Raw genomic sequence first — 22,671 nt, forward strand, 5'->3', positions numbered from 1 at the left:
ACGCACGTCCCATAGTGAACCGGGCGGTTCTCGATTACAAAGCTTCCAGGACGCGCTGGTTCCAATGGAACTCACCCTACGCAATCGCGTTCGATATGACTATCCTGTCGGCGGACAGGCGGATTCGCGGCGCACCCCGCGCGGCGTGTAGACAGCGTGCCTTATGGATTTATTCACCAAAGCTGCTGAGCTGGGCATCCAGACCGAATTTTATGACGGTCAGGGCCGCCGCCACGTCACGCCGCCAGAAGCCCTGGGGCTGATCATCGACGCGATCCCGGAGGCGGCGGAGCGGCGATTGCTCGATCGGATCGTGGTGATCCGGCAGGGCGAGCAGAACCGTTCCGAGCTGGGGGCGGGCGCAGCCCTCCCGGTGCGCTGGGTGATCACGGCCGCGGCGGCGACGCTGGCCGAAGGCACCGCCGAAGATCGATCCATTGCATGGCCGCAAGATCTGCCGAGCGGCAGCTATCGGGTGCGGCTGACGGACGCATCAGGCCACGCCGAAGAGGTGCCGCTTTTGGTCGCGCCGCCGCATGCGTTCGGCGGCGCCTTCGATCGCTCCTGGCTGGTCGCCGTGCAGCTCTACAGCCTGCGATCGGCACGCAACTGGGGTATCGGTGACTTCACAGATCTGGCCAACCTGATCGAACTCGCCGCCAGCCTCGGCGCCGGCGGCATCGGCCTCAATCCGCTGCATGCGTTGTTCGACGATCGGCCCGGCGATTGCAGCCCGTATTCGCCGAACAGCCGGCTGTTTCTCAATCCGCTCTATGTCGACGTCGAAAGCCTGCCGGAGTTTTCCGGAAACGATCGGCCGGTCGATGCCCAGACGCTGGCGTCGCTGCGCGATGGCGAACTGATCGACTACGCTGCGGTGGCGGCGGTGAAGTGGCGCGGGCTGCGCGCCGCTTACGAGACGTTCCGCACCTCGGCGTCGGCCGCTCGGCGTGACGCGTTCGAGGCGTTTCGCCGCGAGCGCGCGCCCCTGCTGACGCGGTTCGCGTGTTTCGAAGTGCTCCGGCACAAATTCGGCCACCCGTGGTGGGAATGGCCGGAGGAGTGGCGACAGCCGGATGATACGCGCTGCGCGCAGTTGCGCGCCGGGACAGACGGCCCGGAGGTCGAATTCTTCGAATTCGCGCAGTGGTGCGCCGACGATCAGTTGCGCGGTTGCCGCGATCTCGCGGCCGCCCGCGGCATGAACGTCGGTCTTTATCTCGACGTCGCGGTCGGCGTGCAGAGCGACGGCTTCGATGCCTGGAATGAACCGGCCGCGATCTCGCGGCTGCTGTCGGTCGGCGCGCCGCCCGATCCGCTCAACACCGCGGGCCAAAATTGGGGCCTTGCCGGGTTCAACGCGCCGGGGCTGGAGCTGACCGGCTTCGCGCCGTTCCGCGACATGCTGCGCGCCTCGATGCGCTACGCCGGCGCGATCCGGCTCGATCACGTGCTCGGGCTGAACCGGCTGTATCTGGTCCCGCACGGCTTTGCCGCGAATCAGGGCGTCTATGTCCGGATGCCGCTCGAGGCCCTGCTGGCGGTCACCGCGCAGGAAAGCGTCGCGCATCGCTGCGTGGTGATCGGCGAAGACCTCGGCACGGTGCCGGACGGCTTCCGCGACCGGTTGGCCGCGTGGGGGATCTGGTCGTATCGGGTGATGATGTTCGAGCGCGACTTCCACCAGGGCTGGTTCTTCGGGCTCGATCACTATCTGCCGAACGCACTGGTCACCTTCAACACCCACGACCTCGCGACCTATTCGGGGTGGCGTGCCTCGACCGACCTGCATCTGAAGCGTTCGATCGGGGTCGATCCCGGCGAGAGCGACGACAGCCGCCGCCATGCACTGGCGATGCTCGGCGATGCGCTCCGCAATCAGGGAATCGAGCACGACGATATCTACGCGGTGCTGACGTTCCTGGCGCGCACGCCGTCGCGCCTGTTGGCGATCGCGCTGGAAGATCTGCTCGGTGTGCTCGATCAGCCGAACGTGCCGGGCACGGTGTCGGAACATCCGAACTGGCGGCGGCGGCTGCCGAAGGCGATCGAAGACATCCCCGCCGTGATCAACCGCCAAGCGCTGCTCGCGGCGACCGCCGACCGCCGCACCGCGGGGTGACGTTTTGCCGAATCCGATCGAAGACTACGCGCTGATCGGCGACTGCGAGACCGCGGCGCTGGTCGGCCGCGACGGCTCAATCGACTGGCTGTGCTGGCCGTCGTTCGATTCCGAAGCCTGTTTTGCCGCGCTGCTCGGAACCGAGAATAACGGCCGTTGGCGGATCGCGCCTGCGGGCGAGGTCGTGCGCTGCAGCCGGCGCTATCGCGGCGACAGCCTGATCCTGGAAACCACGTTCGAAACCGCGACCGGCAGTATCACGCTAATCGACTTCATGCCGCCGCGTGGCTCGGCATCCGACGTCGTCCGACTGGTGCGCGGCGATCGCGGCCGGGTCAAGGTGGCGATGCAGCTGGTGATCCGGTTCGGCTACGGCGCGGCGATCCCATGGGTGCGACGCGGCGACGACGGCGCGGTGCTGGCAGTCGGCGGTCCCGACATGCTGGTGCTGCGGACGCCGGTGGCGACGCACGGCAAGGACATGACCACGGTCGCCGAATTCGAGGTCGGCGAGGGCGATCAGATCCCGTTCGTGATGACTTACGGTCCGTCGCATCTGCCGGTGCCGGACTCGATCGATCCGATCGCGGCGCTGAAGGACACCGAGGAGTTCTGGGCCGAATGGTCCGGTCGCTGCACCTATCAGGGCGATCATCGCGATCTGGTGATGCGGTCGCTGATCACCCTGAAGGCGCTGACCTTCGCGCCATCGGGCGGCATCGTTGCGGCGCCGACCACGTCGCTGCCGGAGCAGCTCGGCGGCTCGCGCAACTGGGACTACAGATTCTGCTGGCTGCGCGACGCGACCTTCACGCTGTTCGCGCTGATGAACAACGGCTACACCGAAGAGGCTGCGGCCTGGCACGACTGGCTGCTGCGCGCGGTGGCGGGTGATCCGGCCGGCATGCAGATCATGTACGGCATTTACGGCGAACGCCGGCTGCTGGAATGGCAGGCGGATTGGCTGGCTGGTTATCAGGGCGCCCAGCCGGTGCGGATCGGCAACGCCGCGCACGCGCAGCTGCAGCTCGACGTCTATGGCGAACTGATCGACGCCTTCCACCAATGGCGCAACGCCGACCTCGCGCTCGACGGCGAGTCCTGGGCGCTGGAATGCAAGGTGCTGCAGCATCTCGCCAAGATCTGGGACCAACCCGACAGCGGCATCTGGGAGCTGCGCGGACCGCGCCAGCATTACGTCTCCTCCAAGGTGATGACCTGGGTGGCGTTCGATCGCGGCATCAAGAGCGCGGAGAAGTTCGGCCTCAAGGCGCCGGTCGCCGAGTGGCGCGCCTTACGCGAGAGGATTCACGCCGACGTCTGTGCCAACGGCTTCGATCCCGAGCAGAATGCCTTCGTCGAGCATTACGGCGCCAAGGTGCTGGACGCTTCGGTGCTGCTGATCCCAGCGGTCGGCTTCCTGCCGCCGGCTGATCCAAGGGTGCTGGGCACGCTCGAGGCGATCGAGCGCCATCTGATGAGCGATGGCTACGTGATGCGTCACGATCCGCGCGCCAGCAAGGACCCGAGCGTGCCGGCAGAGGGCGCGTTCCTCGCCTGCAGCCTGTGGCTCGCCGATGCCTATGTGCTGGCCGGCCAGATCGATCGGGCGAAGGCGCTGTTCAATCGTGTCGCCGGCATCGCCAACGATCTCGGCCTGCTCGCCGAGGAATACGACACGGTCGAAAAGCGTCAGACCGGCAACTTCCCGCAGGCGCTGACCCACATTGCGCTGATCAACACCGCCAACAACTTATCTGCCGCTAAAGCCGCCACCGAGAAGCCGGCGGTGCAGCGCTCGAAGCAGACTTAGCCGGCCAGACGCGAATTGCGCTCCAGGATGAAGTCGATCGCGGCGGCGAAGCCGTCGTCGTCGTTGCGGCCGGTGACGTGCGCGGCCTGCTGCTTGATCTCGTCGGCAGCGTTGCCCATTGCGATCGACAGGCCGCTGACGCCGAACATCGGCAGGTCGTTCTGCATGTCGCCGAGCGTGGCGATCGCGGCCGTCGGGATGCCGAGCCGCTCGGCCATCGCCGCGACGAACGTTCCCTTGCTGCGGCCCGGCGGGGTGACGTCGAGATAGTAATCCTGCGATCGCACCGCCAGCGCGCGGTCGCCGAGCGCAGCCTGCAGCTCCGGCTCGCAGCGCTTGAGCAGTGCGAAGTCGGCGCTGACGCCGACGATCTTGCAGGCCTTGCCGGCGAACGACGTCAGGTCCGCCTCCATGGTCGGCGAAAACCGGATGGTGCGCTCCTCATGGGCGACGTATTTGCCGTCGTCGCGGCGGATGTACCAATTGTCGTTGGTGAACAGCCAGATGTCGATGCCGCTGCGCTCGAACAGCTCGATGCTGGTCGTCACCGCGCTGTCCGGGATCAGATGCTGTTCGAGCACGTCGAGCGTCGGTGTGACGATCGAGCTGCCGTTGAACGGACCGAGCGGCAGCGTGATGCCGAGCGGATCGCTGTACATTCGCATCCCGACCGGGGGCCGGCTCGAGGTGAGGGTGAAGCCGACACCGCTGGCTTCCAGCCGCGCCACCGCATCACGGGCACGATCGGTAAGCCGCTTGTCGGTGGTGACCAGGGTGCCATCGACGTCGGAGATTACGAGCTGGATGCGGGTCATGGATCGAACCTCAAAGTGGAGCCTTCGTCATTGCGAGGAGCGAAGCGACGAAGCAATCCAGAAATCGTGCACGGAGCTTCTGGATTGCTTCGCTTCGCTCGCAATGACGGTGAGCATCGAATTATTCGCGGATGGGCGTCGGAAGCTGACCGACGATGTCGTCGACGATCGCCTCAACGGGCTCGTCGATCGAGGCAATGATTGGGCGCTCGTCTGGGCCGGGGCGCTCCAGCGTGGCGAACTGGCTGTCGAGCAGGCCGGCCGGCATGAAGTGGTTCTTGCGCGCCGCCATCCGGCCGCCGATCAGCTCGCGGCTGCCGTCGAGAAACACGATCCGAATGTCGTTGCGGCCGTGCACCAGCACGTCGCGATACGCCCGCTTCAGCGCCGAGCAGCCGAACACGATCGAGCCACCGTCCGCGATGACGCGGTCGATCTCGGCAGCGATCGCCTTGAGCCAGGGCCAGCGATCGTCATCGCTGAGCGGCTGGCCGGCGCTCATCTTGGAGACGTTGCTTGCAGGGTGGTAGGCGTCGGCGTCTTCGTAGCGCCAGCCGAGGCGCTGGCCTAGCGCTTCGCCCACCGTGCTCTTGCCCGAGCCGGAGACGCCCATCACGATCAGCGCGCGCGGCTGCGGCTCGGAAGTCATCGGCTCAGCCGACACCGGCATTCTCCGGCAGCGCATCCTGAGTCACCAGCCACACCGTCTCGCCCCGCGAGCGGGCGCGGGCGGACGGCAGATCCTCGCCGGCGAATACGCGGGCAAGGATGCCCCGCTTGGCAGCGCCGTGTACCAGGAAAAGCATCTCGGCGCAGGAGGCGAGCGCCGGCAGCGTGAGGGTGACGCGCGGCACCAGCGGCTCGACCGGGGCCGTGTCGACACCCGCGACCCAGCGGTCCTGGATTGCGAGCTGCGGTCGCCCCGGAAACAGCGACGCGGTGTGACCGTCCGGCCCGACACCGCCGAGCACCAGATCGAACAGCGGCCGGCCAGGTGTGAGCTGGTCGCTGCCGTAGAACGCTTTCAGCTCGGCCTCGTAACGGAGGGCCGCCTCGTCCGGTGTGGCTGCATCGGTGGGAATGGCGTGAACGTGTGGTAGCGGCGCGCGGCCGTCCAGAAACGCGCGCTTGGCCGCGCGGATATTGCTGAGCGGGTCGCTCTCCGGCACGAAACGTTCGTCGCTGATGAACCAGTGCACGCGTTGCCACGGGATCCGGTTCTCGAACTCGCCGGCGAGCAGTTCGAACATCTTCTGCGGCCCGGAGCCGCCGGTCAGGCAGATCGCCGGACGCTCGTGGTTGAGGTCGATCCGGGCAATCAGCCGCTGCGCGGCGAGGCGGGCCTGCGCATCGGCGTCGGCCGCGACCACGAGGTGATGATCGGTGCCGCGCATCGGTTAGCCTGGCTTGCGCCAGTCGCGGCCGTCGCGGGCCAGCAGCTCGTCGGCGTCTTCGGGGCCGTCGCTGCCGGCGCGATAAATCTGCAGGCCGTGGGCGCCGGCGTTCTTCCAGGCATCGAGGAACGGCTGCACCACGCGCCATCCGGCTTCGACGCCATCGGCGCGCTGGAACAGGATGTTGTCGCCGATCATGCAGTCGTGCAGCAGCGTCTCGTAGCCGTTGCTCGGCGCCACTTTGAAGTAATCCTTGTAGCGGAACGTCATCTCGACGCCGTCGATGGCGATCACCGGGCCGGGCACTTTGGTGTTGAACTGCAGCGAGATGCCTTCGACCGGCTCGATCCCGATCACCAGGTAGTTCTGCGACAATTCCTGCACCGGCGTGCAGCGGAACATCGAGAACGGCGCTTCCTTGAATTTGATCGCGACCTCGGTGCGCTTGCCCGACAGTGCCTTGCCGGTGCGCAGATAGAACGGCACGCCGGCCCAGCGCCAGTTGTCGATCGACAGCTTCAGCGCCGCGAACGTCTCGGTGGTGCTGTCGGTCGCGACATCCTTGGCGCTGCGATAGTCCGGGATATCGGTATCGCCGATCCTGCCCGAGGTATATTGGCCGCGCACCGAATTGCGCAGCGCTTCCTGTTCGGTCTGGATCTGGATCGCCGCGAGCACGTCGGCCTTTGCGGAGCGAACCGCGTGGGCGTTGAAATGCGCCGGCGGCTCCATTGCCACCAGCGACAGCAGTTGAAACAGATGGTTCGGCACCATGTCGCGCAGCGCGCCGGTCTTGTCGTAGAAGCTGCCGCGATGGCCGACGCCAAGCTTTTCCTCGACCGTGATCTGGATGTGGTCGATGTGCTCCCGGTTCCAGATCGGCTCGAACATGCCGTTGGAGAACCGCAGCACCAGGATGTTCTGCACCGTCTCTTTGCCGAGATAGTGATCGATCCGGTACAGCTCGTGTTCGGAGATGATGCTGAGCAGATGATCGTTCAGCGCCTTGGCCGAGGCGAGGTCGGTGCCGAACGGCTTCTCCACCACCAGCCGGCGCCAGGCGCCGCTGGTTTCTTCGAGCAGTCCGGCGCGGCCGAGCTCGCTCGCGATCGGTGCGAACGCATCCGGCGGGGTGGCGAGATAGAACAGCCGGTTGCCGCCGGTGTTACGGTTGGCTTCGAGCTTCTCCAGTCGCTCACGCAACTTGTCGAATGATTGGGGCTCGCTGGGATCGGCGCTGACCGCGGTGACGCAGTAGAGCAGCTGATCGGCGACTTTGTCGTCGACCGGGCGGGTGGCGTATTTGCGCAGTCCCTGCATCAAGCTGTCGCGCAGACCGTCGCTGGACATCTCCTTGCGGGTGACGCCGACGACGCAGAACTTCTCGGGCAGCAGCTTGGCTTCGGCGAGATTGTACAGCGCCGGAATCACCAGCCGATGGGTGAGGTCGCCGGTGACGCCGAAGATGACGAACGCGCAGCCCTCGGGGACCTGGTTGCTGTTGGCTTGCGTGGTCACGCGCGCTCCGATTTCGGTTTCAGTTTCTGCTGCGGAGCCGCCTGCTGCGCCGGCTCGGGATGCTGCTGCGGCTCCTTGTGGCCGCCAAAACCAGCTCGCATCGCCGAGAGAATTTTCTCCGCGAACGTATGTTCCCGGCGCGAACGGAAGCGCGCGAACAGCGCGGCGGTGAGGACTTCAGCAGGCACCGCTTCTTCGATCGCGGCATTGATGGTCCAGCGGCCTTCGCCAGAATCCTCGACGAAGCCCGAGTAGTTGTCGAGCTGATCGTTCTTTGCGAGAGCCGTTGCTGTGAGGTCGAGCAGCCATGACGGGATCACGCTGCCGCGCCGCCAGACTTCGGCTATGTCGGCGATGTCGAGATCGAAGCGGTGAGCGTCGGGCAGGACGTCGCTGTTGGCATTCTTGAGGATGTCGAAGCCCTCGGCATAGGCCTGCATCAGACCGTATTCGATGCCGTTGTGGACCATCTTGACGAAGTGGCCGGCGCCGACGGGACCGGCGTGGAGATAGCCTTGCTCGACACGCGGATCGCGCTCTTCGCGGCCGGGCGTGCGCGGAATATCGCCGATCCCCGGCGCCAGCGTCGCGAAGATCGGATCGAGCCGGTCGACGACGGCTTTGTCGCCGCCGATCATCATGCAGTAGCCGCGTTCAAAGCCCCAGATGCCGCCGGAGGTGCCGACATCGACGTAATCGATGCTGGTCTCCTTCAGCGTCTTGGCGCGGCGGATATCGTCCTGCCAGAAGGTGTTGCCGCCATCGATGACGACGTCACCGGCGGCGAGTAGCTTGGCGAGCTGTTCGATGGTGGTCTCGGTAATGTGGCCCGCCGGAAGCATCACCCACACGGCGCGCGGCGCGTCGAGCTTGCGCACTAGCTCCTCGAGACCGCCGGCCCCGGTCGCGCCTTCGCGCGTCAGCGCTTCGACCGCTTGCGGGTCCCGGTCGTACACCACGGCATGATGGCCATCCTTCATCAGGCGCCGGACGATGTTTCCGCCCATCCGGCCGAGGCCGATCATGCCGATCTGCATGCGCAAGTCTCCGTGATTTCTTCTGGGCTGTGCTCGGTGGCGCAGTCCCATTGTCGGTTAGTTACTCCTCGATCTCTCCGTCATCGCGAGGAGCGAAGCGACGAAGCAATCCAGATGCCTCGCTCGGAGCCTGGATTGCTTCGCTTCGCTCGCAATGACGGCGAGATGTCGTCTCACTCCAGCGCTTGTTTGATCGCCGCGCCGAGCGACTTCAGCCCGGCGCCGAGATCGCCCTTGAGGTGAACCCGCAGGGCGCGGCGGCCGCGTTCGGTGAGAACGTCGAAATCGCCGCGCGCCTGCGCCGCTTTGATGATGCCGAAGCTGGCGGTCTGGCCCGGCACCGGCAGGTCGGCAGCATCGTCGGCGGTGATCTGCAGGAAGACGCCGCTGTCGGGGCCGCCCTTGTAGGCCTGCCCGGTCGAGTGCAGGAACCGCGGGCCGAATTCGGCACAGGTCGCCACCCGGCGCTGGTCGCGGACGCGCAGCCGGATGTCTTGCAGCGCGTCGATATGCGCGGCGTTGCGCTCGATATAGGCGAGCAGGGCGAAATAGTCGCCGGCATTGACGCGCGACAGATGCGCCTTCAGCCAGGACGCGACCGTGCCGTCGGCACCCGCCTTGCGCAGCGCCGCGGCGTTGGCGGCGTCGGTGTAGAGATCGGCTTCGGCGGTCGACAGGGCAGGGGTCTCCGCGGGCAGCGCACCGGACTTCTCGAACGCCGCAGTGAGTTCGCGGGTCTTGATCTTGGCGCTTTCGACGTCGGGTTGATCGAACGGGTTGATACCAAGCACGGCCCCCGCGACGGCGGTCGCCAGTTCGAAGCGGAAGAACTCCTGGCCGATCGCCTCGGTCGATTTCAGCACGATCCGCACCACCGGATGGCCGGCCGCTTCCAGCGCCGCGAGCTTCGACTCATGGGCCGCATCGGTCTCGGCTTCGGTGCGCAGATCGATGAACAGCCGGTCGTTGCCATAGGCCGACGGCTCGGCCAGCGGCTCGCCGTCGATCGGGATCAGACCCTTGCCTTCCTTGCCGGTCGACTCGGCGATCAGCTGCTCGGCCCAGGCGCCGAAATCCGAGATCGCCTTCGACGACGTGGTCGTCACCTTGTCGCGGCCTGCGAGCCCGGCGCAGCCCATCACCAGACCGAGCTGCACCGCAGGGTTCTGCTGCGGCGGCACGTCGGTGCCGCAGGAGCGGACCATCGCCAGCGTGGTGTCGAGCAGCTTGGCAAGGTCGAGGCCCGCGGCCGCAGCCGGCACTAGGCCGAACGGGGACAGCACCGAGTAGCGTCCGCCGATGGTCGGATCGCCGTGGAAGATCTTGGCGAACTTCTGCTCAGTCGCGACCTTCTCCATCGACGAGCCGGGGTCGGTGACGGCGACGAAGTGGCGACCGACCTGATCGGCGCCGATCGCTTCGGTGACACGTGCGAAGAAGTAAGCCTTCATCACGTTCGGCTCGGTGGTGCCGCCGGACTTCGACGACACGATGAACAGCGTCGAGTCGAGCTTGACGCTGGCTTCGAGCGCGCGGACCTGCGCCGGATCGGTCGAGTCCAGCACGTGCAGCTTCGGGAAACCGTCCTGCCGCGGGAAGGTCTCGGCGATCACTTCGGGGCCGAGGCTGGAGCCGCCCATGCCGAGCACCACCGCATCTGTGAAGCCCTGGCTCTTCACCCATTTGGCGAAGTCCTGATATTCGGTGAGCTTGGTCTTGGCGACCGACGGCGCATGCAGCCAGCCGAGCCACTTGGCTTCGTCGTGATCGGTCCACACGGCTTCATCACGCGCCCAGATCTTGCGGATCTTGCCGGCGCTGCGCCACGCTTCGGTCTGCTGCTTGACGCTGTTGCCGAGTTCGCCGGGCAGCGACAGCGTCTGCTTGCCGACGCGGCCGGCCAGCACGGTCTCGCGCTTGAACGCCACCGCGCCGAGCAGCTTGTCGAACGCATCGGCAAACAGCTGCACGCCTTCGGTGACCAGCTTGTCGGTGATCGCATCGAGCGACACGCCGGCACTGGCGAGGCCCTTGATCACCGCGCGGGCGTCGTCGATGTCCTTCTCCAGGCTGTCCTTCGGCTTGCCGTGATCGCGGAAGGCGTCGAGCGTTGCCGGCGGGACGGTGTTGACGGTGTCCGGGCCGATCAGCTCTTCGATATACAGCACATCGCTGTAGGCCTTGTTCTTGGTGCCGGTGGAGGCCCACAGCAGCCGTTGCGGCTTGGCTCCGCAGGCTTCGAGCTTCGCCCAGCGGTCGCCGCTGAACAGCCGCTTGTAGTCCTGGTAAGCGAGCTTGGCGTTGGCGATCGCCACCTGGCCCTTCAGCTCTTCCAGCCGCTCCTTTTCGGACGGATCGTTCGCCTTGGCGATCTTGTCGTCGAGCGCGGCATCGACCGCGCTGTCGATCCGGCTGATGAAGAAGCTGGCGACGCTGGCGACATGCGCCGGATCACCGCCGGAGGCGATCAGCGCTTCGAGGCCGGCGATGTACGCCTCGGCGACCTGGACATAGACCTTCTGCGAGAACAGCAGCGTGACGTTGACGCTGATGCCCTTGGAGACGAGCTGCTTGATGGCGGGCAGGCCTTCGCGGGTCGCCGGCACCTTGATCATCAGGTTTTCGCGACCGACCGCGCGCCACAGCCTTTCGGCTTCCGCCAGCGTGCCTTTGGTGTCGAGCGCCAGATAGGGCGAGACTTCGAGGCTGACGAAGCCGTCGCGGTGCTCGAGTTTGTCGTAAACCGGACGTAGCACGTTGGCGGCGTTCTGGATGTCTTCGACGGCGAGCGTCTCGTAGAGATCGCCGACCGAGCGGTCGCCCTTCTTCAGCGCCTCGCCGATCGCGCCGTCATATTCGTCGGTCGCACCGATCGCCTTTTCGAAGATCGAGGGATTGGATGTGACCCCTTTCACCCCGTCGGTCTCGATCAGTTTCTTCAGGTCGCCCTTGGCGATAAAGCCGCGGGCCAGGAAATCCAGCCAGATCGCCTGGCCGTGTTTTTCGAGCGCTTTGACGGGATTCATGGTGCCTTGTCTGCTGGTTCGGTGCGATGACGGCCTCGCTCGCATTTCCGTCCGGGGATCGAGGCTTGTCAACACGTCCTGACCGGCGCCTTGCACGCCGGCCGATTACCGCCCAATGCGAAGATGACGTCTGAACCGGCAAACGGTTCCCTGACGCCAATCTATCGCAGGGATGTGATGCCAGGATTACAGGCAAAACCAGGCGAAATTCGCTCTTCAGCGATCGAGATCGGCCTTGGCCAAATCCCACAGCAGCGCATACGTCCCAGCCGCAATCAGCTCCGCGCCGGCGGCGGCAATCGCGGCCTCGAACCGGCTGGCAAGCGCCGCCTGGACAGCCGCAGCGCTGGTGCCGTCGATCAGCACGAACCAGTCTGACGCGCCCGGGCTGGTGACGCCGGGCGGATCGGTCAGCGGCTTCGACAGCGTCGGATCATTTTCGAGCAGGTGCATCGAAATGATGCCGTCGAGCGGTAACGGATCGAGCTTGGCCGACAGCCCGGTGCGCAAGGCGTCCTCCCGGCCCGCGACAGGACGGATGCGGACGAGACCAAGCACCGCACCGCGGCCCTGGCCGCGGCTCAGCGTGATCCGTGCGACTCCCCGGATCATGTTCTTGAATTTGGCGATATTGCGTTTCGACCACTCGGTCTGATTGGCCAGCGCCGTTCGATACGCATCGCTGCTCAGCACGTCGAACCGCTCGGTCGAATACAGCCCGAGATATTTCGGCGCTGCTTCGAGCGCGACGTAGCGGCGCGCCTCGACGAAGCCCTCGATCGCGACTCGCTCGGCGATGTGTTCGCGGTCGTACCAGCGATTGAAATCGGCTTCGTCCTCCGGCGCGATGTCCATCGAGGTCAGCAGCATGCCTTGTCCGGCAATCGGCATCACATAGTCCCTTGAGTTGCTATTGGGCGAGCTTGCGCCGCTTGCCCGGCTTGACGGCGTCGCGCGGCTTCAACGTGGTCTGGTGGGGCGCGAGCAGACGGCCGTCCTCGGCGTGAAGCTCGAGCTTCTTGACCGGCCTGCCGTGCTCGACGTCGACAAGGACGGTCGCGATCTCGGTGGGATGGGCGTCGAATTCTTCGCTCCATTGCCGCAGCGCGACCAGCACCGGAAACACACCGCGGCCTTTCGGGGTGAGCACATATTCGTGATATGCGCTGCCGTCCGATGCTGGCGCCAGCTCCAGGATGCCGTGTTCGATCAGCGCGCGTAGCCGCACCGACAGAATGTTCTTGGCGAGGCCGAGTCGCGCCTGAAATTCGTTGAATCGCCGCACGCCGAACAGCGCCTCGCGAATGATCAGCAGCGACCACCAGTCGCCGATCGCGTCCAGCGCGCGCGCCACCGGGCAGGCGTCGTTCTCGAAGCTGGTTCGCTTCACCATGGTGAGACCGTCCCGATCACGCTGTTGTGTGGTTGCATTATAAAACTATCCGGCGTAAGTGCCAATCAGTTTAAACATGCAACCAGACGAGGCGAGCATGACTGAGCGGCAAGACGGCCTTGATCACCGGCGGCAACAGCGGCATCGGTCTTGCGACTGCCAAGCTGTTCGTGGCCGAAGGCGCACGCGTGACGATCACCGGCCGTGATCGGGCGAGGCTGGATGCGGCCGCGCACGAGCTCGGCGCGCAGGCGCTCGCGGTCGAGGCCGACGTCACCGACATCGCGGCGATCGAGAACGCGGTCGCCCGCGCGGCGGAGCGGTTCGGCAAGCTCGACATCGTGTTCGCGAATGCGGGTATCCCCGGCGCGACGCCGCTCGGCGGCACCTCGCTGGCGGCGTTCGAGCAGGTGATCCGCACCAATCTGACGGCGGTGTTCTTCACTGTGCAGGCTGCGCTGCCGTATCTGAACGACGGTGCCTCGATCATTCTCAACGGTTCGGTGATCTCGGTGCTCGGCAATCCGGGCTTTGCGGCCTACGCGGCGAGCAAGGCCGGGCTGCGCGGAATGGCGCGGGTGATGGCTTCCGAACTGTCGCCGCGCAACATCCGCGTCAACGTGGTGGCGCCGGGCGGCGCGCGGACACCGATCTGGAAGGACGCCGCGCCGACCGATCAGGCGATGGCGGTGCTCGAACAACGCATCGCGGCGGCGACGCCGCTCGGCCGGATCGCCGAGCCGGAGCATATCGCCAAGACCGTGCTGTTTCTCGCCTCCGACGATGCCGCCCACATCCAGAGCGCCGAGATTTTCGTCGACGGCGGTGCCACCGGATCGCCCGCGGGCGTGCCGGCGTTTCGCGGCTGACGCGCGACCTCAGCCGGCGATCTTGGCCGCGACGTCGGAGATTCCGGCGATCACCGCGTCGCGGATGCCGGGGTCGTAGAGCAGGTGGCCGGCGGCATCGATGGTGCGCAGCTCGGCCTCCGGCCATCGCGCCGCGAGGCGCTGCGCGGTGGACGGTGGGCACAAGAGATCGTAGCGGCCCTGCACGATCACGCCTGGAATGACGGCGAGCTTTGGTGCATCGCGCAGCAGCTGGTCCGGCTCCAGGAAACAATCATGGGCGAAGTAGTGCGCCTCCATGAACGGCGTCATCGGGAGCGGCCCGTTGCCTGTCAGCGCAGCGCGGTCGAGCCGGGTCCGCCGTGGCGAAATGGTCGAGAGAATGCCTTCGGTCTCTCCCCAGGCGCGCGCCGCGGGCGCATGCACGGCGGGATCGGGGTCGAGGATCCGGCGCCAATAGGCGCCGAGCGGATCGGCGCGCTCGGCTTCGGGAAGCATGCTCAGGAAGTCGTCATTGAGCGCCGGATAGAACCGCGGCAGCGTCGACAAAAACGCGGTTTCGAGCTCCGCGCGGGTGCCCAAAAACGTCGCGCGCAGCACCAGGCCGGTGACGCGCTCTGGATGCGTCTCGGCATAGGCCAGCGCCAGCGTGGCGCCCCACGAGCCGCCGACCACCAGCCAGCGTTCGAAGCCGTAGTGGCGGCGGATCGCCTCCATGTCGGCGATCAGATGCGGCAGCGTGTTGGCGTCGCGCCCGCCTTTGGGGCGGCTGCGGCCGGCGCCGCGCTGATCGAACAGCACGGCATGAAAGCGTTGCGGATCGAACAGCCGGCGATGATCGACCTGAGAGCCGCTGCCGGGGCCGCCGTGCAGATACACCGCGGGGATGCCGTCGGCGCGGCCGTTGCTTTCGACATAGAGTTCGTGGCCGTCGCCGACCGCGAGCATCTGCGAGGACAGCGGTGCGTCAGCGCCGGGGCGCTGGCTGGACGGAGCTTCAGCTTCCGGATCGAGCGGCATCCGAACCTGTTAGCGCGAAACCGCCCGGTTTGCGAGCACCGCACGGCGCAGCGCGCGAAGGGCAGGGCTGCGCCACGAGGGTTGCGGATCGGCGCCGTGATGGCCACCTGTCAGAGGTGTTCAATCGGGAGCCGGAATGCCGCGATATTTCTTCAACACCCGGATCGGCGAGGAACTGATTCCGGATCCGGAGGGCGAGGAGCTGCGCGACGCCGACCACGCCTGGGAAGTGGCGCGTGCCACCATCCGCGAAATCGTCAAGACCGAGAGCGCGCAGCTCGACCTGATCCGCGCCAGCCTCGAAGTCACCGACGAGGAGGGCGATGTGCTGCTCGAATTTCCCTTCAGCGAGGCGATGCTCGATCTGCCGGAGTCGCCGCGGAACAGGCATTGAGCGGCTGCTGAATTGGCGGTGGCGCGCCGGATCCTGCCACGCTATCACATCTGTCTCGCAACGGAGTGATCATGCAGGACATCTGGCGCCTTCCCGCGACTGAACTGGCCGATCTCGTCCGCAGCCGCCGCGTCTCGGCGCGCGAAGTGGCCGAGGCCGCGCTGCACCGGCTCGACGCCGTCAATCCTGCGATCAACGCGGTGGTCGATCACAAGGCAGAAGACGCGCTGGCGCAGGCCGATGCGGTCGATGCCGCGCTCGCCAAAGGCGAGGCGCCCGGCGTGCTCGCCGGTGTGCCGGTGACCGTGAAGGTCAATGTCGATCAGCAGGGCTTTGCCACCACCAATGGCGTGACGCTGCAGCGCGACTGGATCGCCAAGACCAACAATCCGGTGGTCGACAATCTGCGCAAGGCCGGGGCGGTGATCATCGGCCGCACCAACACGCCGGCGTTTTCTTATCGCTGGTTCACCTCCAACAAGCTGCACGGCGAGACGCTGAACCCGCGCGATTCCTCGATCACGCCGGGGGGCTCCTCCGGCGGCGCCGCTGCTGCGGTTGCAGCCGGGATCGGCGCGATCGCGCACGGCACCGACATCGCCGGCTCGGTACGCTATCCGGCCTATGCCTGCGGCGTGCACGGACTGCGCCCGACCATCGGCCGCGTCGCTGCTTACAACGCGTCGTCGCCCGAACGGCCGATCTGCCCGCAGATCAGCGCCGTCTCTGGTCCGTTGGCGCGGACGATCGCCGATGTGCGGCTTGGGCTGCAGGCGCTGGCGCAGCCAGACGCGCGCGATCCGTGGTGGGTTCCGGCGCCGCTCGAAGGCCCGCCGCGCGACAAACGCGCCGCGCTTTGCATCGCGCCGGACGATCTTGCGGTGGTGCCGGAAGTCCGCGAAGCGCTGAAAGATGCCGCGCGCCGGCTCGAAGCCGCCGGCTGGATCGTCGAGGAGATCGCTAACACGCCGCCGCTGCGCGAGGCTGCCGAGCTGCAGGCGCAGTTCTGGCTCGGCGACGGGTATCAGGCGATGCTGGATGCGGCCGAGCGCGAGGGCGACGAAGGCGCGCTGGCGTGTCTGCACGGCAATCGCGACAAGGCGATCGGCGACCTCGCCAGCTACTCGAAGCTGCTCACCCGTCGCGCCACGCTGACGCGCGACTGGCAGACCTTGTTCGAGACCTATGCGGTGCTGCTGATGCCGGTGTGCGGCGAACTGCCGTTCCCGCAGCGGCTCGATTTGAAGGACGAGGAGTCGTTCAAGCGGGTGTGGGCGGCGCAGATGCCGCAGGTCGGCTTGCCGTTCATGGGCCTGCCCGGCCTCACCGTGTCGACCGGGATGGTCGGCCGCGTGCCGGTCGGCGTGCAGGTGGTGTCGGGGCGCTATCGCGAGGATTTGTGCCTGCTCGCGGGTGAAGCGATCGAGGCCGGCGGCGCGCCGCCGTCGCCGATCGATCCGATGGCTTGAGACGGAAGCGAGGGGACAATGGCGTCGATCTATGATTTCACCGCCAAATCGCTGGCGGGCAAAGACGTCGCGCTGAAACAGTTCGAAGGACAGGTGCTGCTGATCGTCAACACCGCCAGCGCCTGCGGCTTCACTCCGCAATACAAGGGCCTTGAAGCGCTGCAGCAGAAATACGGCCCGCGCGGCTTTTCGGTGCTCGGCTTTCCCTGCAACCAGTTCGGCGCCCAGGAGCCCGGCGACGAAGCCCAGATTGCGCAGTTCTGCTCGACCAATTACGGCGTCAGCTTCCCGATGTTCGCCAAGATCGACGTCAATGGCGCAGGCGCGCATCCGCTGTACAAGTTTCTGAAGGACGAAAAGGGCGGCTTGCTCGGCTCGGCGATCAAATGGAATTTCACCAAGTTCCTGGTCGATCGGTCCGGGCGCGTGGTATCGCGGCATGCGCCGACCACCACGCCGGAGGCGCTTTCGAAAGAGATCGAGACCTTGCTATGACCGACACTCAGAACATTGAACTGCCCGATCGTCTGTCGATCGAGCCCTCCAGCCCTTACTACAACGCCGATCTGCTCGAGCTCGACGTCGGCGTCCGCTTCAAGGGGCAGGACAAGACCAACGTGATCGAATACTGCGTCAGCGAGGGCTGGATCCGCGTTGCCGCTGGCACTGCCAAGGATCGCTTCGGCAATCAGCTCGCCATCAAGGTCCACGGCCCGGTCGAGCCGTATATCCGCCCGCGCAGCTGAGCTTCGCGTCCCGGCTGGCGCTCCGCGTTCGGCCGGCCTTTTCTCGCCATCTCGCAGCAATGCCGCCCGCTGGTGCGCTTCCGCGCGCCGGCGTGCGTTGGCGCGTCCGGTTTGTGCTTGGACGTTAACGATGTGGAGGCGCGGATGATCTCTCGCGAGAACATCGCCGCACAGATGTTGCGCGCATATGCGATGGCGGGCGGCAAGATCTGGTGTCGGCACTGCGCGAGCACCTGATTCGCGCTGATTCGTCGGTGCTTTGTTCCGCCCGCGTTCCAAAGCTTAAGATCGAGCACGGCGAGTGTCGCATCCGGGGACAACGCCGGTGAGGATGCACGCACGCACTCGGTGACGATCTATGCAACGCCGGCAAACGACGTTCGCCGTGCACCGCTCGGCCGCGCGTTAAGGACTTTTGCCGCGATCAGCGCGATCACGTGAACACGCGCGCGCAGGTGTTGTGCCGGATCGTCTCGGCGTCGCCGATATGTAGTGAACTCGCAACCGTAAATGCTGATTCGCAGTGATTCGGGCTGGCTTCGTTCTACCCACGTTCGAAACGTTAAGGTCGTGCAGGCGCGGTGTCGCATTCGGGGACACGCGATCCGGCCGATTGCTCGTGCGTCGTCGCGTGCAGCCTCGACGAGGAGGTCGGCTGAGGTCGAGCGCACGAGCGCGAGTATTAACCCATTTGGCCCTAGTCGCGGCTTCGCGCGCTAACAGTCGCAGCAGGTGTTGTGCCGTCGCTATGCTAGCTCGCACGAGATCTGGTGCGGAGTTCGTGTCGCAAGCTGATTCGCAGTGATTCGGGCCCGCTTCGTTCAGGCCGCGTTCCAAAGGTTAAGATCGGTCACGCGTCTTGTTACGCGCTGGGACAGCTTTGCGGGCTTTCGGCACCTTAGCGACACGCGCTTGTGCTTCGGCGGCGAGGCGGCGGCGGAAGGCGCGGTCGCGCTTGAGATGCCACTCGCGACTCATCGCGTCGCGGCGGCAGGTGAAGCGCTCTGAATGGATCAGCACCCAGGCGCGGCCGCGGGTCGATCGCGCGCCGGTGCCGGCATTGTGCTGGGCGAGGCGGCGGTCGAGATCGAGCGTCCAGCCGACATAGGTGAGATAGCGGCCGGCGCTGGCGCAGCCGAGCACATAGACGAAGCACTCTTCTTCGGCGGAAGCCTCCTGCATGGCGCGAACCTCGCACGGCTGGCCTGGGTCCGGCAATCCGCCGCGGGATGGAGCGGTTGACGGCCGGTGCGCCAGCGGCTTCGCTGCCACCTGACGCAAACGAAGGAGACGACGATGGCCGGCAAACCGATGATCGCACTGGCGCTGCTGGCGCCGCTGCTGTTGAGCCCGGCCGCGACTGCCCAGGACGTGCCGGGCATCGAGATCTGCACCGTGGAGAAAACCATGGAGCGGCGCACCAGCTGCCTGCAGAGCAATGTCGACTTCCTGCACAAGAGCCTCGACAAGGCGCGGCTCGATCAGCAACAGAAGCTCGATGCGGCCCGTGCGCAGATCGCCGCGCTGAGTGCCGCGGTAGCGGCGCTGCAGAAGCAGCTCGCCGAACTACAAGCCGCGCAGAAGCCTGCCAAAAGCGAGCCTGCACCGGCCAAGGATGCGACGCCGTCCAAGGATGCAGTGCCGTCGAAGGACGCGACGCCGCCGAAGGCCGACGCGAAGTAGTTCCGCGCCGTCTTCTCCGGCGCCTGCCGCTCGGTGGAATTATCGCGCTTGCTTGGCAAGCCGCGACGACATGACTTACAACTCGTTCCCGAGACAATAAGCGCTGGGAGTCATCTCCCGCGCACAACAAACATCTCGGGAGAAAACCATGTCCAACGTCCGTGTTCTTGCCACCGATCTGGCGTTTCCCGAAGGTCCGGTGGTGATGCCGGACGGCTCGGTGGTGCTGGTCGAGATCCGCGCCCAGCAACTGACGCGGGTGTGGCCGGACGGGCGCAAGGAAGTCGTCGCCAAGGTGCCGGGCGGGCCGAACGGCGCGGCGCTCGGCCCTGACGGCAAGATGTACATCTGCAACAACGGCGGGTTCGGCTGGTTTCCGTCGCGCGGCACGATGATGCCCGGCGCGCCGGCGCCGCACGAATACATCGGCGGCTCGATTCAGCGGGTCGATCTGCAGAGCGGCCAGGTCGAGACGCTGTTCGACAAATGCGGCGAGCACCCGCTGAAGGGGCCGAACGATCTGGTGTTTGATCAGCACGGCGGCCTCTGGTTCACCGATCTCGGCAAGCGCCGCGCCCGCGATATGGACGTCGGCGCCGCCTACTACATCAAGCCCGGCATGACCGAGATCACCGAGCAGGTGTTCGGCACGCTGCCGCTGAACGGCATCGGCCTGTCGCCGGACGAGGCGACGATGTATGCGGCCGAAACCCCGACCGGCCGGTTGTGGGCGTTCGATCTGTCGGCGCCGGGCGAGGTAAAGCCGCGCGACGTGATCTATCGCGGCGAGAAGGGCAAGCCGATCTGCGGGCTTGGCGGCTATCAGATGTTCGATTCGCTTGCAGTCGAGGCCGGCGGCAACGTCTGCGTTGCCACGCTGGTGTCCGGTTGCATCTCGGTGATCGCACCGGACGGCACGCTGGTCGAGCAGGTGCTGACCGGCGACCGCGTCACCACCAATATCGCGTTCGGCGGCCCCGATCTGAAGACCGCCTACATCACCCTGTCCGGCAAGGGCGAACTGATCGCGATGGATTGGTCGCGGCCCGGTCTTCCGCTGAATTTTCTGAACAAGTAGCGAGTCGTCGTCATTGCGAGCCACGGGGTTTGGCCTTTCCGGCCCGATGACAGGCTCCGCGAAGCAATCCAGCGCTGCGCACGGAGCTGGATTGCTTCGTCGCTTCGCTCTTTGCAATGACGTATGAAAGGCATCGCTGCCAATTCTTGAAGAGGACCTGACATGCCCTGGCTCAAACCGGTTACCCTCAGCGGCCCGCACGCGACCTTGGTGCCGCTGGAGCCGGCGCATTGCGACGGTCTGACCGAGGCGGTGCGAGACGGTGAGCTGTGGAAGCTCTGGTACACGTTCGTGCCCGCTCCGGAGAAGATGGAAGCGGAGATCGCGCGGCGGCTGGCGCTGCAGGCGCAGGGCGCGATGCTGCCGTGGACGGTCAAGGATGCGGCCGGCAAGATCGCCGGGATGACCACCTACATGAACGTGGATGCCGGCAATCGCCGCGTCGAGATCGGTTCCACCTGGTACGCGTCCCGCGTGCAGCGGACCGGACTCAACACGCAATGCAAGTTGCTCCTGCTGCAGCACGCGTTCGAGAAACTGGACTGTATCGCGGTCGAGTTCCGTACACACTTCTTCAACCATCAATCCCGGCGCGGGATCGAGCGGCTCGGCGCCAAGCAGGACGGCATCCTGCGCAATCACCAGATCGCACCGAATGGAACGCTACGTGATACCGTGGTGTATTCGATCATCGCCGCGGAATGGCCGACCGTGAAGGCGCATCTGAACTATCAACTGTTCGACAAGCCTGGCCGCTGAGCCCGCGGGGCGCGGGTTCCCTTGATTTTTATCAAGATTCTGCTTGCTAATCGGCTGATGATCAAAAGAATAGCGCCCCCAATGGGTCTCGTTTGATCTGCGTCATTTTGCGAGGCCTTCGCCGACGCCATTCTACTGCTATGCCGTTCTATCGATTTCATGTCCGCGATCCGATCAACCGCGTCGATGGCCCGGGCCACGACGGCGCGGCGCTCGCCGACGATATCGATGCGACGCTGTTCGCCGCCGGGGTGATCCAGCGGCTGGTCCAGGTGCATCCGGAAGTGCCGCGGACCTGGTCCATCGAAATCATGCAGGATCAGCGCCGCGTTGGACTGCTGCCGTTCGACAAAGGCTGCCAGGTGATGCTGCGACCGGATTGGGTCTGTGATCAGCCGATCGACGTCCACGAAGGCTGGCGCTGAGTCTCAGGTCGGCGGTTCTCGTCGTTGCGAGCCGAAGGCGAAGCAATCCAGGGGCTCCATGCACGGGGCTCCTGGATTGCTTCGTCGCTTCGTCTCCTCGCACTGACGCGAGAGATGCGCTGCTACGCAGCCCCCGGCAACTGATCCGGCCGGTACAAGGTGTCGATCGTCACCGTGCCGCGGGCGCGGGAGACGCAGGCGCACATTTTGCCGCTGTCGTGCTTCTGATGTTCGCTGAAGAACACGTCGCGGTGGTCGATCTCGCCGTCGACGGCGGTGACATCGACGGCGCAGATGCCGCATTCGCCACGTTCGCAATCGGAGATGACCTCGAAGCCGGCGGCGTTGAGCGCGTCCAGCATCGAGCGGTCGCGCGGCACCACGATCTCGCTGCCGGTGGCGGCGATGCGGACGCGGAATTCGCTGGTCGGCAGCCGGCCGCTGGAGCCGAAGGTCTCGAAGCACAGATCGCTCGCCGGGCGGCCGGCCTGATGCCAGGCGTGGCGGGCCGCCTCCAGCATCCGCAGCGGGCCGCACAGCACCGCCACCGCGCCCTCGGGAAGCGTGCGGAAGGTGGCGTCGAGGTCGAGCCGGGCGCCTTCGTCGCCGGCATGGAGCCGCAGCCGGTCGCCAAGCAGGCTGCGCAGTTCGTCGTGGAGCGCGGCGTCGCTGCGCGATTTCACCGCGTAGTGCATCGTCAGCGCAGTGCCACGCCGGGCAAGCGCCGCTGCGACCCCTAGCATCGGTGTGACGCCGATGCCGCCGGCGATCAGCGTGTAGTGCTTGCGGCTCCAATCGATTTCGAACAGCGAGGTCGGATGGGTGATGTCGATCCGCTGACCCGGCTTCAGCGCCCACATCGCTTGCGATCCGCCGCGGCTGTCACCGGCGAGCCGCACCGCGATCCGCAGCCGTCCTTGCTCCGGCGCGCCGACCAGCGAGTAGCTGCGCTTGTCGGGCTGGCCGTCGATCAGCAGCGCGACGTTGATATGGCTGCCGGGCGCGCAGGTGGTGACTGCGACGTCGGGCTCGAGCACGATCTCACGGATCGACGGCGTCAGGTCGCGGGTCGAAACAACGGTGCTGCTGGTCCACTGTTCGGCGAAGCGCATCGCGGGCTCCTGTCGATAA

Annotated in this window: 22 protein-coding genes; 11 read left to right on the forward strand and 11 right to left on the reverse strand. The window is 66.1% G+C overall.

Annotated elements, in window-relative coordinates; all coding sequences use genetic code 11:
• Window positions 1–163: 163 nt before the first annotated feature.
• Window positions 164–2,122 (forward strand): 4-alpha-glucanotransferase, encoded by a 1,959-nt coding sequence (gene malQ / locus DY467_RS16850; protein WP_164637632.1) that lies wholly within the window; start codon window positions 164–166, stop codon window positions 2,120–2,122.
• Between the two features lie 4 nt (window positions 2,123–2,126).
• Window positions 2,127–3,935 carry a glycoside hydrolase family 15 protein gene (locus DY467_RS16855; RefSeq protein ID WP_164637634.1) on the forward strand — a complete coding sequence of 603 codons (1,809 nt, stop codon included), beginning with the start codon at window positions 2,127–2,129 and terminating at the stop codon, window positions 3,933–3,935.
• Here the strand turns inward: DY467_RS16855 and DY467_RS16860 are convergent.
• From DY467_RS16860 to DY467_RS16895, 8 genes are all read right to left on the reverse strand, one after another.
• Entirely contained in the window at window positions 3,932–4,750 is an 819-nt protein-coding gene (locus DY467_RS16860; protein ID WP_164637636.1) for a Cof-type HAD-IIB family hydrolase, read from the reverse strand. The genes DY467_RS16855 and DY467_RS16860 overlap by 4 nt on opposite strands.
• 121 nt (window positions 4,751–4,871) lie before the next feature.
• Complete coding sequence (locus tag DY467_RS16865) at window positions 4,872–5,420, reverse strand: gluconokinase (protein WP_164637638.1); 549 nt, start codon at window positions 5,418–5,420, stop codon at window positions 4,872–4,874.
• Entirely contained in the window at window positions 5,404–6,144 is a 741-nt protein-coding gene (gene pgl, locus DY467_RS16870) for a 6-phosphogluconolactonase (RefSeq protein WP_164637640.1), read from the reverse strand. The genes DY467_RS16865 and pgl overlap by 17 nt, the downstream gene beginning before the upstream one ends.
• A 3-nt stretch (window positions 6,145–6,147) precedes the next feature.
• Window positions 6,148–7,662: a glucose-6-phosphate dehydrogenase gene (gene zwf, locus DY467_RS16875; protein ID WP_164574213.1), complete on the reverse strand. Its 1,515-nt coding sequence runs from the start codon at window positions 7,660–7,662 to the stop codon at window positions 6,148–6,150.
• Entirely contained in the window at window positions 7,659–8,699 is a 1,041-nt protein-coding gene (gene gnd / locus DY467_RS16880; protein WP_164637642.1) for a phosphogluconate dehydrogenase (NAD(+)-dependent, decarboxylating), read from the reverse strand. The genes zwf and gnd overlap by 4 nt, the downstream gene beginning before the upstream one ends.
• Window positions 8,700–8,872: 173 nt before the next feature.
• Window positions 8,873–11,725 carry a bifunctional transaldolase/phosoglucose isomerase gene (locus tag DY467_RS16885; RefSeq protein ID WP_164637643.1) on the reverse strand — a complete coding sequence of 951 codons (2,853 nt, stop codon included), beginning with the start codon at window positions 11,723–11,725 and terminating at the stop codon, window positions 8,873–8,875.
• Window positions 11,726–11,941: 216 nt separating this feature from the next.
• The gene (locus tag DY467_RS16890) at window positions 11,942–12,616 is read right to left on the reverse strand and encodes a DUF4286 family protein (RefSeq protein WP_164637645.1); all 675 of its coding nucleotides are present in this window, start codon (window positions 12,614–12,616) and stop codon (window positions 11,942–11,944) included.
• A 19-nt stretch (window positions 12,617–12,635) separates the two neighbouring features.
• Window positions 12,636–13,118, reverse strand: a complete 483-nt coding sequence (locus DY467_RS16895; RefSeq protein ID WP_164637647.1) for a winged helix-turn-helix transcriptional regulator — start codon at window positions 13,116–13,118, stop codon at window positions 12,636–12,638.
• A gap of 101 nt (window positions 13,119–13,219) precedes the next feature.
• On the opposite strand from DY467_RS16895, the gene DY467_RS16900 reads away from it, so the two are divergent.
• Window positions 13,220–13,987, forward strand: a complete 768-nt coding sequence (locus DY467_RS16900) for an SDR family oxidoreductase (protein WP_164637723.1) — start codon at window positions 13,220–13,222, stop codon at window positions 13,985–13,987.
• 9 nt (window positions 13,988–13,996) lie between these two features.
• Here DY467_RS16900 and pip read toward each other — a convergent pair whose 3' ends face one another.
• Window positions 13,997–14,986, reverse strand: coding sequence for a prolyl aminopeptidase (gene pip / locus DY467_RS16905; RefSeq protein WP_164637650.1), 990 nt, complete (start codon window positions 14,984–14,986; stop codon window positions 13,997–13,999).
• Window positions 14,987–15,122: 136 nt separating this feature from the next.
• Here pip and DY467_RS16910 point away from each other — a divergent pair, with 136 nt between their 5' ends.
• The 4 genes from DY467_RS16910 to DY467_RS16925 all read left to right on the forward strand — a co-directional run bounded on the left by DY467_RS16910 (window position 15,123) and on the right by DY467_RS16925 (window position 17,595).
• Complete coding sequence (locus tag DY467_RS16910; RefSeq protein WP_107345387.1) at window positions 15,123–15,380, forward strand: DUF6894 family protein; 258 nt, start codon at window positions 15,123–15,125, stop codon at window positions 15,378–15,380.
• Between the two features lie 71 nt (window positions 15,381–15,451).
• Window positions 15,452–16,849 carry an amidase family protein gene (locus tag DY467_RS16915; protein ID WP_164637652.1) on the forward strand — a complete coding sequence of 466 codons (1,398 nt, stop codon included), beginning with the start codon at window positions 15,452–15,454 and terminating at the stop codon, window positions 16,847–16,849.
• Window positions 16,850–16,867: 18 nt separating this feature from the next.
• On the forward strand, window positions 16,868–17,344 hold the full coding sequence (locus DY467_RS16920) for a glutathione peroxidase (RefSeq protein ID WP_164637653.1): 477 nt from the start codon (window positions 16,868–16,870) through the stop codon (window positions 17,342–17,344).
• Window positions 17,341–17,595, forward strand: coding sequence for a DUF3297 family protein (locus DY467_RS16925; RefSeq protein WP_012497047.1), 255 nt, complete (start codon window positions 17,341–17,343; stop codon window positions 17,593–17,595). The genes DY467_RS16920 and DY467_RS16925 overlap by 4 nt, the downstream gene beginning before the upstream one ends.
• A gap of 840 nt (window positions 17,596–18,435) precedes the next feature.
• On the opposite strand, the gene DY467_RS16930 is transcribed toward DY467_RS16925, so the two are convergent.
• A complete protein-coding gene (locus tag DY467_RS16930) occupies window positions 18,436–18,777 on the reverse strand; it encodes a GIY-YIG nuclease family protein (protein WP_164637655.1) in 342 nt (113 codons plus the stop codon).
• Between the two features lie 114 nt (window positions 18,778–18,891).
• Between DY467_RS16930 and DY467_RS16935 the strand changes: the two genes are divergently transcribed.
• The 4 genes from DY467_RS16935 to DY467_RS16950 all read left to right on the forward strand — a co-directional run bounded on the left by DY467_RS16935 (window position 18,892) and on the right by DY467_RS16950 (window position 21,540).
• On the forward strand, window positions 18,892–19,278 hold the full coding sequence (locus DY467_RS16935; protein ID WP_164637657.1) for a hypothetical protein: 387 nt from the start codon (window positions 18,892–18,894) through the stop codon (window positions 19,276–19,278).
• Window positions 19,279–19,426: 148 nt separating this feature from the next.
• Window positions 19,427–20,356, forward strand: a complete 930-nt coding sequence (locus DY467_RS16940; protein ID WP_164637659.1) for an SMP-30/gluconolactonase/LRE family protein — start codon at window positions 19,427–19,429, stop codon at window positions 20,354–20,356.
• Window positions 20,357–20,518: 162 nt separating this feature from the next.
• Complete coding sequence (locus DY467_RS16945) at window positions 20,519–21,115, forward strand: GNAT family N-acetyltransferase (RefSeq protein ID WP_164637661.1); 597 nt, start codon at window positions 20,519–20,521, stop codon at window positions 21,113–21,115.
• 140 nt (window positions 21,116–21,255) lie between these two features.
• Window positions 21,256–21,540 carry a hypothetical protein gene (locus DY467_RS16950; RefSeq protein ID WP_107345380.1) on the forward strand — a complete coding sequence of 95 codons (285 nt, stop codon included), beginning with the start codon at window positions 21,256–21,258 and terminating at the stop codon, window positions 21,538–21,540.
• Between the two features lie 122 nt (window positions 21,541–21,662).
• On the opposite strand, the gene DY467_RS16955 is transcribed toward DY467_RS16950, so the two are convergent.
• Window positions 21,663–22,652 (reverse strand): PDR/VanB family oxidoreductase, encoded by a 990-nt coding sequence (locus DY467_RS16955; RefSeq protein WP_164637663.1) that lies wholly within the window; start codon window positions 22,650–22,652, stop codon window positions 21,663–21,665.
• Between the last annotated feature and the right edge of the window lie 19 nt (window positions 22,653–22,671).

Source organism: Rhodopseudomonas sp. BR0G17 (assembly GCF_010907025.1).
In the GTDB taxonomy this organism is placed as follows: domain Bacteria; phylum Pseudomonadota; class Alphaproteobacteria; order Rhizobiales; family Xanthobacteraceae; genus Rhodopseudomonas; species Rhodopseudomonas palustris_H.

Coding starts and splice junctions, on each gene's coding strand:
- malQ (WP_164637632.1), top strand. CDS start 164: ATGGATTTATTCACCAAAGCTGCTGAGCTGGGCATCCAGACCGAATTT.
- DY467_RS16860 (WP_164637636.1), bottom strand. CDS start 4,750: ATGACCCGCATCCAGCTCGTAATCTCCGACGTCGATGGCACCCTGGTC.
- DY467_RS16865 (WP_164637638.1), bottom strand. CDS start 5,420: ATGCCGGTGTCGGCTGAGCCGATGACTTCCGAGCCGCAGCCGCGCGCG.
- pgl (WP_164637640.1), bottom strand. CDS start 6,144: ATGCGCGGCACCGATCATCACCTCGTGGTCGCGGCCGACGCCGATGCG.
- gnd (WP_164637642.1), bottom strand. CDS start 8,699: ATGCAGATCGGCATGATCGGCCTCGGCCGGATGGGCGGAAACATCGTC.
- DY467_RS16885 (WP_164637643.1), bottom strand. CDS start 11,725: ATGAATCCCGTCAAAGCGCTCGAAAAACACGGCCAGGCGATCTGGCTG.
- DY467_RS16890 (WP_164637645.1), bottom strand. CDS start 12,616: ATGCCGATTGCCGGACAAGGCATGCTGCTGACCTCGATGGACATCGCG.
- DY467_RS16895 (WP_164637647.1), bottom strand. CDS start 13,118: ATGGTGAAGCGAACCAGCTTCGAGAACGACGCCTGCCCGGTGGCGCGC.
- pip (WP_164637650.1), bottom strand. CDS start 14,986: ATGCCGCTCGATCCGGAAGCTGAAGCTCCGTCCAGCCAGCGCCCCGGC.
- DY467_RS16910 (WP_107345387.1), top strand. CDS start 15,123: ATGCCGCGATATTTCTTCAACACCCGGATCGGCGAGGAACTGATTCCG.
- DY467_RS16915 (WP_164637652.1), top strand. CDS start 15,452: ATGCAGGACATCTGGCGCCTTCCCGCGACTGAACTGGCCGATCTCGTC.
- DY467_RS16920 (WP_164637653.1), top strand. CDS start 16,868: ATGGCGTCGATCTATGATTTCACCGCCAAATCGCTGGCGGGCAAAGAC.
- DY467_RS16925 (WP_012497047.1), top strand. CDS start 17,341: ATGACCGACACTCAGAACATTGAACTGCCCGATCGTCTGTCGATCGAG.
- DY467_RS16930 (WP_164637655.1), bottom strand. CDS start 18,777: ATGCAGGAGGCTTCCGCCGAAGAAGAGTGCTTCGTCTATGTGCTCGGC.
- DY467_RS16935 (WP_164637657.1), top strand. CDS start 18,892: ATGGCCGGCAAACCGATGATCGCACTGGCGCTGCTGGCGCCGCTGCTG.
- DY467_RS16940 (WP_164637659.1), top strand. CDS start 19,427: ATGTCCAACGTCCGTGTTCTTGCCACCGATCTGGCGTTTCCCGAAGGT.
- DY467_RS16945 (WP_164637661.1), top strand. CDS start 20,519: ATGCCCTGGCTCAAACCGGTTACCCTCAGCGGCCCGCACGCGACCTTG.
- DY467_RS16950 (WP_107345380.1), top strand. CDS start 21,256: ATGCCGTTCTATCGATTTCATGTCCGCGATCCGATCAACCGCGTCGAT.
- DY467_RS16955 (WP_164637663.1), bottom strand. CDS start 22,652: ATGCGCTTCGCCGAACAGTGGACCAGCAGCACCGTTGTTTCGACCCGC.